The following is an 8,863-nucleotide window of genomic DNA, read 5'->3' as shown; positions in this document are numbered from 1 at the left end:
AGAGCTCGTATCCGCCGGGCTTCCACATCAGGCCGTAGGTGTGCCACTCGCCCGCCTTGGCCGTCTGCGCGTACGAGAAGTAGCCGAGCCTCGACCCGCGTCCCGGCCGGAACCGGCCGCCAGCCGCGCTTCGATCCCCGCGCCCGGACCCGTCGCCGCGAGCCGCACGGCGTCGGCGGAGAACGTCAACGGCCGCGTCGGTTCGCCGTGTCCGGGGGAGAGCGCGTCGGCGAGCAGCAGGCGCGCGCGCCGGGCGGCGTCCTCGGCAAGGAACTCCAGCGCCGCCACGTCGATCCCGGCGGGCGGTTCCGCCCCGCCGCCCAGGACCGGCGCCGGACCGGACTCGTCCACCGGCTCCGGTGGCGCGGGCAGGTCGGCCAGGGGCGCCGCGAAGACGTCGTCGGCCGCGACGCCCTCGCCCGTTCCCCCGACGGCGCCGTCGTCCGGGCGGTCGGAGGACGCGGCCCGCGCCGCGGCCGTACTGCGCTCCTGCAGCTCGGCGAGCAACTCCTCCTCGCCGCGCCCCCGCAGCAGCAACAGCAGGTACGGATCGGCGTCGATCAGCCGGGCCACGTGGTAGCACAGGGCGGCGCTGTGCTCGCAGTGGTCCCACTCCTCGCAGCCGCACTCCGCCTGCAGATCGCCGATGCCGGGCAGCAGTTCCACGCCGACCGCCGAGGCGTCCTCCACCAACTGGGGCGGCATGTCGCGGTCCAGCAGGGCCGCGATATGACCCGCCCGGTCGGCGACCACGTCGAGCAGCCGGTCCCAGTCGGCGGCGGAGAACTCCGGCAGCAGTACGTCGGTGCGCATGGTCACGCGATCCCGTCCCGTGACCATGGCGGTGATCCGCCCCGGCCGGACCGAGACCGCGCCGACCGCCCCGGCGCGTGCCTGCTTGCGGCCCTTGAGCAGCAGGTGGTTCTCCAGTACGGAGTCCTCGAGCGCCCTCAGCCAGGTCTGCCCCCACCAGGTGACGGCGAAGTGACGTCCCTGTACGGGCGGCAGCGGGGCGAATGTCAGCTCGGTCATCGCTCGCCTCCTCGCAGCGTCACCAGCTCCGCGAGCTGCGTGTCCGTCAGTTCGGTGAACGCCGCCTCCCCGGAGCCGAGTACGGCGTCCGCCAGACCCTGTTTGCGGGTGAGCATCTCCGCGATGCGGTCCTCGATCGTTCCTTCGGCGATGAGCCGGTGCACCTGCACCGGCCGGTCCTGGCCGATCCGGTACGCCCGGTCGGTTGCCTGCGCCTCGACGGCGGGGTTCCACCACCGGTCGTAGTGCACGACGTGTTCGGCGCGGGTCAGGTTCAGGCCCGTACCGGCGGCCTTCAGCGACAGCAGGAACACGGGCACCTCTCCCTCCTGGAAGCGTTCGACCATCCGTTCGCGCTCGGCGACGGGCGTCTGGCCGTGCAGCAGCTGGGCGGGTACGCCGCGGGCGGCGAGATGCCGCTGCAGGAGGCGGGCCATCTGGACGTACTGCGTGAAGACCAGGACGGACGCGTCCTCCGCGAGGATCGTGTCCAGCAGTTCGTCCAGCAGCTCCAGCTTCCCCGAACGGCCCGCGATGCGCGGCCTGTCCTCCTTCAGGAACTGGGCGGGGTGGTTGCAGATCTGTTTGAGTCCCGTCATCAGCTTCATGATCAGGCCGCGGCGGGCCATGTCGTCCGCCTCGGCGATGTTCGCGAGGGTCTCGCGCACCATGGCCTCGTACAGGCCGACCTGCTCCGTCGTCAGCGCCACCGCGCGGTCCGTCTCGGTCTTCGGCGGCAGTTCGGGGGCGATGCCCGGATCGGACTTGCGGCGGCGCAGCAGGAACGGGCGGACCAGCCGGGCCAGTCTGTCGGCCGCCGCCGGGTCCGTGCCGCTCTCCGCCGCCTGCGCGTAGCGGGCGCGGAAGGAGGGGAGCGATCCGAGCAGTCCGGGAGTCGTCCAGTCCAGGATCGCCCACAGCTCCGAGAGGTTGTTCTCCACCGGCGTCCCGGTGAGCGCGACCCTGGCCTTGGACCCGATCGCGCGCAGCTTGCGGGCGGTGCCGGAGAACGGGTTCTTCACGTGCTGCGCCTCGTCGGCGACCACCAGGCCCCAGCCGGCCGCGCCCAGCCGGTCGGCGTCCAGGCGCATCGTGCCGTAGGTGGTGAGCACGAAGCCGTCCGCCGGCAGCCCTTCGAGGCCGCGGGCGGGGCCGTGGAAGCGCCGTACGGCGGTGCCCGGGGCGAACTTCTCGATCTCCCGCTGCCAGTTGCCCATCAGCGACGCCGGGCACACCACCAGGGTCGGGCCGGCGGTCTCCGGCGTCTCCTGGCGCAGCAGATGGAGGGAGATGAGGGTGATGGTCTTGCCCAGGCCCATGTCGTCGGCCAGACAGCCGCCGAGGCCCAGGGAGGTCATCCGGTGCAGCCAGGCGAGGCCGCGCAGCTGGTAGTCGCGCAGCGTCGCCGCCAGGGCCGCGGGCTGCGCCACCGGCTCGCCGGCCTCCGGCTCCGCGATCCGTCTGCGCAGCGTCTCCAGCCAGCCGGAGGGCGCCGCCTCCACGCGCTCCCCGCCGAGCTCCACCGAGCCGGTGAGCGCCGCGCCGACGGCGTCCAGCGGCGTCACCTTGGCGTCGCGGCGCTCCAGCGCCTGCCGTACCGACCGCGGATCCACCAGCACCCACTGGTCGCGCAGACGCACCACCGGCCGGCCCGCCTCCGCGAGCCGGTCCAGCTCCTCCTTGGTGAGTTCCGTGTCCCCGACCGCGAACCGCCAGCTGAAGGCGACGAGTGCCTCCGCCGACAGGAACGAGGGGAGGGCGGAGTCGCCGTCGCCGTCCTGCGGGCCGATCACGACGCGGGTCGTCAGACGCCGGGTCAGATCGCGCGGCCAGTGCACCTGGATGCCGGCGGCGCCCAGCTCGCGGGCGGCGGGGCCGAGGAGTTCGGCGACCTCGTCTTCGGCCAGGTCGACGGCCTCCGGGACGGCGGCCGACAGCAGCGGGGCGATCGCGGACCAGGCGCCCGAGGCGCGGCGCAGCGCGAGCAGGGCGTCCAGCCGCGCCCGTGGGCCGAACGCGCGTGCCGCCGCCGTGTCGCCCGCCCAGACCTCGGCGGCGTCGGCGACCAGCGCCGGGTCGCTCAGGCTGTGCAGCTGCGGTACGGCACGGAACGAGGGCCGGCCGGCGGTGTCGTCCATCTCGATGCGCAGGGAGACCCGCACCCCCGCGTCGTGTCCGGCGGCGACGTCCGCGGCCCAGGCACGCAGCTGCGGCAGGGGGCGCTCTGGGGCTCCGGCGGCCGCGTACGGGGCACCGCCGGCCGCGAGGGGGGCAGCGGGGGAGCGGGGCAGCCCGTCGGCCACGGCGTCCAGGAAGGAGCGCAGCAGCGTGCCGGCGTCCGGCAACCGCGGCGGATCCACTCCGGCCGCCGGGACGGCGCGGGCCTGGGGCGGCATGGCGGCGGCGAGCTCGCGGATGCGGGCGAGATCGTCCGCGTCCAGGGGCCCGACGCGCCAGGCGTCGTGGTCCGCGGCGCTCAGACCGGGCAGCAGCAGCCCGCGGGCGGCGAGACGCAGCGCGAGCAGCGCGGCCGTTCCCCAGAACGCGGTGGCGGGGTGCACGCCGGGCAGGAGGCGGGCACGTGTCAGGACGGGCAGCGCGGCGCCCACGGGCAGGGTGAGGGCCCGTACGTCCCTGGGCGCGGGCGTGGCGACCGTGAGCGTTTCGACGTGTCCGTCCGGGTGGCCGGGCGGTTCCCCTTCCGGTGGCCAGAAGGAGACCTGGCCGAGGCGCGGCGGGTCGGCGGGCAGGAAGACGGTGGGGTGGCGGGACAGCTCGGCGGCGACGGCGGCGGCAGCCACGTACGGACGCACTCCTCAAGTTTGACTACTGGACGGACGCCCGAGCATACATCACCGGCCGTGCGAACCCTGAGTGAGCCTCGCGCGGACTCCTCCGTACGTAGGAGGATCCCCTCGCGCCGCACGTGGGATAAAGGAACTGGGCGGAGCGTTCGTCCGTTCTCCGTCCGGGAGGGCGGCCAGGGAGCCGCCGAGGAGGGCTGGACCATGTCCAACAAGACGAAGGTCGCGGTCGCCGGTGTGGCGGCGGCCGCGCTGCTGCTTTTCATCACCGAGTCGCTGTGGATCACCCTGCTGGTGCTCGTGGGCGTCCCGACGGTCGCCTACCTGATGCTGGACTCCTCGCAGCGCAAGCGCCTCCGCAGGGTGACGCGCAAGCAGCTCGAGCGCTGACGCGGCCCGGCAGGGCCGCGCGGCGGTCCGGTTTCGCGCACCGACCGAGAGCCCCCGCACGGTCACGCGGCGGGCAGCCCGAGGAGGCTGCGTGCCACGACGTGCGGGGGTTCGTCGCGTTCGCGGGCGAGTGCGATGAGGGCCCGGCAGGCCAGCTCGTGCACGCCGAAGGTGAGGGCTTCCGGCTGGACCCAGCGGGCCGCCTCGGCGCTCCGCTGCTCGTCGTTCTCCGCGCAGGCGGCCACGTAGACGGCCGCCGCCTCGAAGAGGTTGTGGCGGCGCTCGGGCGCGGCCGGCGGGCGGTCCCGGGGAGGTGTCCCCGGAGGCGTCCCTCCAGCGGCTTTCCGGCCGACCATCCTGCGGAGCCTTCCGAGCACCTGACCCACCTCGCTTCGGCGGCGGACGTTGCTGACAGTCTGGGAGTACCCGTTCGGGTGCGTGCTCGCACGAACGTCCCTCAGCCACCCGGAATATGACAGAGGAAGATCGCCAAGCCTTGGCATATGCGATCGTCAACTCGTCAAAACGGCAAAGAAATCTGTCAGATCCGGTCAGATTTCGAACAGCGCCCCCGGCGTGCGCCCCCAGTCGGACTAGCGTCCAGGAGATATGGGACACCTGGACCATGCCACCTTCGGCTGGCTGACACCGCTCTTGTCATACGTCATGGCCTGCATCGGCGCGGCGCTCGCGCTGCGCTGCACCCTGAGGGCCCTCGCGGCCACGGGAAGTGCCCGGCGCAACTGGCTCATCACCGCTGCCTCCGCGCTGGGCACGGGCATCTGGACGATGCACTTCGTCGCCATGCTCGGCTTCGGCGTCAGCGGCACCGAGATCCGCTACAACGTACCGCTCACCGTGTTGAGTCTGATCGTCGCGATGGCCGTCACCGGCGGCGGCGTCTTCGCCGTCGGCTACGGCCAGGGCCGCGGCCGGGCGCTCGCCCTGGGCGGACTCACCACGGGCCTCGGCGTGGCGAGCATGCACTACATAGGCATGGCCGCCGTCCGCATCAACGGCACCATCTCGTACGACCCGCTCCTCGTCGGCCTGTCCGTCCTCATCGCCGTGGTGGCCGCGACCGCCGCGCTGTGGGCGGCGCTGAACATCCACTCCCCGGTCGCTGTCGGGATCGCCTCCCTCGTCATGGGAGCGGCCGTCAGCAGCATGCACTACACGGGGATGGGGGCCGTCAAGGTCACCATCGCGCCCTCCGCGGGCAGCCTGGCCGGGGCCACGGCGATGCAGTTCATCTTCCCCCTCGCCGTCGGCCTCGGCTCCTACCTCTTCCTCACCTCGGCCTTCGTGGCACTGTCCCCGACGGCCCAGGAACGCGCCGACACCGTGTCCGCCCAGCGACTTCCCGAAGGAGCAGCCCTGTAAGCGCGACCGACCGCTGCACCAACCGCTCATCTGCCTCTCACGGGGGCGTCTTCCTGACACGAGGTCGCAATGCGAACACCTGGCAGAACACCGGCCAACGGCTCCCAGGGGCCAGGGCCGCAGGGGCCTGAGAACCGGCCGCCGCGCACCGGCGCCCCGCCGGTACCGCAGCCTGCCCCCGGCCGCCGCCGGCACGCGGGCCCACCCGCGGACGAGACCGGCACCGAGCCCCCCTGGGACGCCACGCATCTCCCGCCGAAGGGCGCCGACACCGGAGCCTCCGGCGAGACCCTCCGCCCCGACGGCGCGCGCAAGGGCCCGCGGCTGCGCCCCCGGACCGTCCGCGCGAAGGTCATCTCCGTCCTGATGGTGCCCGTGGTCTCCCTGATCGCCCTGTGGGGGTACGCCACCGTCACCACCGCCCAGGACGTGGCCCGGCTGCAGACCCTGCAGGAGGTCGACACGCAGGTCCGCGGCCCGCTGTCGCGCGCCGTTGCGGAACTGCAGAACGAACGCCTGACGGCGGCCCGTTACCTCGCCGGACCCGGCACCGCCCCCTGGTCCGACCTCAGCGAGCAGGCGCAGGCCACCGACACCGCGCTCGCCGCCCTCAGACTCGGCGACACCCACACCGTCGCCGAGGGCAAGGGACTCCCGAAGACGGCCGTCGACCGCCTCGAGGCGTTCGTCGCCGCCGGCGGACAGCTGGACGGCCTGCGCACGGCCGCCCAGCGGGGGGACATCAGCTGGTACGACGCGTACGAGCAGTACAACGAAGCCATCGACAAGGCCCTCACCGTCGGCGGCTCCCTCAGCTCCATCCAGGACACCGAGGCGTCCTCGGAAGCCCGCGTCCTGCTGGAGTTCGCGCGCGCGGGCGAGATGCTCGCCCGCGAGAACGCGCTGATCACGTGGGGCCGGCTGAAGGGTTCCCTCGACACCCGGGAACACCGCGCCTTCGTCGGCGCCGCCGCCACCCGCGCCGCGCTGGAGTCCGCCTCCGCCGCCGATCTGCACCCCCGCGAACGCGCCGCCTGGCAGGAGCTGACCTCCGGCCAGGCGTACGGCCAACTGCGCACCCTCGAGGCGCAGATCGTCGCCGCCACCCCCGGCGCCCGCGCCGCGAAGGCCGTCTCCGGCCCCGACTGGGAGCGCGCCTCCGGCGAGGTGCTCACCGGATTCGACTCCATCGCCCAGGACGCGGCACGCGCCGCCGCGGACCGCTCCGACCCGCTCGCCGACGGCGTGCTCACCGTCGCCGGCGCGGCCGTGCTGTTCGGCCTCCTCGCCGTCATCGCCGCGCTCGTCATCTCCGTACGCGTCGGCCGCGGCCTCGTCGTCGAGCTCATCAGCCTGCGCAACAGCGCCCTCGCGCTGGCCCGCCGCAAACTGCCCTCCGCGATGCGCCGACTGCGCGCCGGAGAGGACCTCGACATCGAGAAGGAGGCGCCGCTCGGCATGCCGGGCGAGGACGAGATCGCCCAGGTCGCCGACGCCCTGAACACCGTCCACCGCGCGGCCCTGCTCTCCGCCGTGGAACGCGCCGAACTCGCCAGCGGCATCTCCGGCGTGTTCGTCAACCTCGCCCGGCGCAGCCAGGTGCTCGTACACCGCCAGTTGGCCCTGCTCGACAGCATGGAACGCCGCGCGGACGACCCCGGGGAGCTGGAGGACCTGTTCCGGCTCGACCACCTCACCACCCGGATGCGGCGGCACGCGGAAAGCCTCATCATCCTCTCCGGCGCCGCCCCCGGCCGCGCCTGGCGGATGCCCGTACCGCTGCAGAACGTCGTACGGGCCGCCGTCTCCGAGGTGGAGGACTACGCGCGCATCGAGGTCCGTACCCTGCCCGAGCAGTCCGTGATCGGAGCGGCCGTCGCCGACCTTACCCATCTGCTGGCCGAACTCGTGGAGAACGCCGCGCAGTTCTCCCCGCCCCACACCAAGGTGCGCGTCTACGGCGAACAGGTCGGCAACGGCTACGCCATCGAGATCGAGGACCGCGGCCTCGGGATGGGCAAGGAGACCCTGGAGGCCGCCAACCACCGGATCGAGCAGTCGGAGACCCTCGACCTGTTCGACAGCGACCGGCTCGGCCTGTTCGTCGTCAGCCGCCTCGCCGCGCGGCACGACATCAAGGTGTCGCTGCGCGCCTCGCCGTACGGCGGCACCACCGTCGTGGTCCTGCTGCCCCGAGCCCTGCTGCAGGTGGCCGGCGACCCCCCGCCCAAGGACGACGGCACGGGGGGCACCCCGGCCCCGGAGGAGACACCGCTGCGCGAGCGGATGATGGAGCGCGTCCGCGAGCCGGTCCACGCCGGACCGGTGCTCACCCCCGGCACGCCCCGCCCCGCCCTCGCACCGCAGTTGCCCGCCGAACCGGCCGGCGACGACGTCCTGCAGCTGCCCCAGCGCAAGGGACGACGGCCGCTGTCCGCCAAGGCGGTCCCCGCCCCGGGCGCGGCCCCCGTCGCCCCGCCGGCGCCCCCCGCCCGCGCGCCCCAGGACACCGGGCTGCCGGCCGACGACACCGACCTGCCGCGCCGGGTACGCCAGGCCAGCCTCGCGCCGCAGCTGCGGGACGTCGGCAAGCAGCCCTCGCAGAACGGCACGGGCAGCCCGCCCGCTCCCGCCCCCGCGCCCCGCGACCGCTCGCCGGAGGAAGCCAGGGCGAGAATGGCGGCGTACCGCAGCGGCTGGGTCCGAGGCGGAGGGCTGACCGCGGGGCGGCCGAAAGGCGCGGCGAAGCCCGGCGGTAGAAATGACGACACCACCCGTGACCGTGAAGGAGACCAGGAATGATCGAGCCGGGCACGATCAACCCCGCCCACCGCTCCGGTGAACTCGACTGGCTCCTGGACGACATGGTCGCGCGCGTCGCTGAGGTACACCACGCGGTGGTGCTCTCCAACGACGGCCTGGCGGTGGGGGCGTCCGGCACGCTGTCCCGCGAGGACGCCGAACACCTGGCCGCCGTCGCATCCGGGTTCCACAGCCTCGCCAAGGGCGCCGGACGGCACTTCCGCGCCGGAGACGTCCGTCAGACCATGGTCGAGATGGACGAGGGCTTCCTCTTCGTCGCCGCCGCCGGCCACGGCTCCTGCCTCGCCGTACTCAGCTCCGCCCACGCCGACATGGGCCTCATCGCCTACGAGATGGCCCGGCTGGTGAAGCGGGTGGGCGAGCATCTGCACACCCCGCCGCGGGTGATGTCCAGCGAACCACCGGCCGGCGGGTGACGGGGTGACGATGAG

6 protein-coding genes and 1 pseudogene are annotated in these 8,863 nt (G+C 73.7%); 4 read left to right on the top strand and 3 right to left on the bottom strand.

The window, feature by feature from the left end; translation table 11 throughout:
- Positions 1-102: 102 nt before the first annotated feature.
- Positions 103-1,032 (bottom strand): annotated as a pseudogene (locus AB0M28_RS28940) (SWF or SNF family helicase); the annotation flags it as partial.
- Entirely contained in the window at positions 1,029-3,833 is a 2,805-nt protein-coding gene (locus tag AB0M28_RS28935) for a DEAD/DEAH box helicase (protein ID WP_365411260.1), read from the bottom strand. The pseudogene AB0M28_RS28940 and the gene AB0M28_RS28935, both read right to left, overlap by 4 nt.
- Before the next feature lie 207 nt (positions 3,834-4,040).
- On the opposite strand from AB0M28_RS28935, the gene AB0M28_RS28930 reads away from it, so the two are divergent.
- The gene (locus AB0M28_RS28930) at positions 4,041-4,226 is read left to right on the top strand and encodes a hypothetical protein (protein ID WP_365411257.1); all 186 of its coding nucleotides are present in this window, start codon (positions 4,041-4,043) and stop codon (positions 4,224-4,226) included.
- 62 nt (positions 4,227-4,288) lie between these two features.
- Here AB0M28_RS28930 and AB0M28_RS28925 read toward each other — a convergent pair whose 3' ends face one another.
- A complete protein-coding gene (locus tag AB0M28_RS28925) occupies positions 4,289-4,582 on the bottom strand; it encodes a hypothetical protein (RefSeq protein ID WP_365411254.1) in 294 nt (97 codons plus the stop codon).
- A 253-nt stretch (positions 4,583-4,835) separates the two neighbouring features.
- Here AB0M28_RS28925 and AB0M28_RS28920 point away from each other — a divergent pair, with 253 nt between their 5' ends.
- From AB0M28_RS28920 to AB0M28_RS28910, 3 genes are all read left to right on the top strand, one after another.
- Entirely contained in the window at positions 4,836-5,609 is a 774-nt protein-coding gene (locus AB0M28_RS28920) for an MHYT domain-containing protein (RefSeq protein ID WP_365411251.1), read from the top strand.
- 69 nt (positions 5,610-5,678) lie between these two features.
- Positions 5,679-8,411 (top strand): nitrate- and nitrite sensing domain-containing protein, encoded by a 2,733-nt coding sequence (locus AB0M28_RS28915; RefSeq protein ID WP_365411248.1) that lies wholly within the window; start codon positions 5,679-5,681, stop codon positions 8,409-8,411.
- Complete coding sequence (locus AB0M28_RS28910; RefSeq protein ID WP_365411245.1) at positions 8,408-8,848, top strand: roadblock/LC7 domain-containing protein; 441 nt, start codon at positions 8,408-8,410, stop codon at positions 8,846-8,848. The genes AB0M28_RS28915 and AB0M28_RS28910 overlap by 4 nt, the downstream gene beginning before the upstream one ends.
- Positions 8,849-8,863: the final 15 nt, after the last annotated feature.

The organism is Streptomyces sp. NPDC051940 (assembly GCF_040680895.1).
In the GTDB taxonomy this organism is placed as follows: Bacteria; Actinomycetota; Actinomycetes; order Streptomycetales; family Streptomycetaceae; genus Streptomyces.
The sequence above is the reverse complement of the archived record's forward strand: the minus strand, read 5'-3'. Positions and strand labels throughout refer to the sequence as shown.

What these genes read in the sequence shown, in the direction of transcription:
- AB0M28_RS28915 (WP_365411248.1), top strand. Translation starts at nt 5,679, where the DNA reads ATGCGAACACCTGGCAGAACACCGGCCAACGGCTCCCAGGGGCCAGGG.
- AB0M28_RS28910 (WP_365411245.1), top strand. Translation starts at nt 8,408, where the DNA reads ATGATCGAGCCGGGCACGATCAACCCCGCCCACCGCTCCGGTGAACTC.
- AB0M28_RS28930 (WP_365411257.1), top strand. Translation starts at nt 4,041, where the DNA reads ATGTCCAACAAGACGAAGGTCGCGGTCGCCGGTGTGGCGGCGGCCGCG.
- AB0M28_RS28925 (WP_365411254.1), bottom strand. Translation starts at nt 4,582, where the DNA reads ATGGTCGGCCGGAAAGCCGCTGGAGGGACGCCTCCGGGGACACCTCCC.
- AB0M28_RS28920 (WP_365411251.1), top strand. Translation starts at nt 4,836, where the DNA reads ATGGGACACCTGGACCATGCCACCTTCGGCTGGCTGACACCGCTCTTG.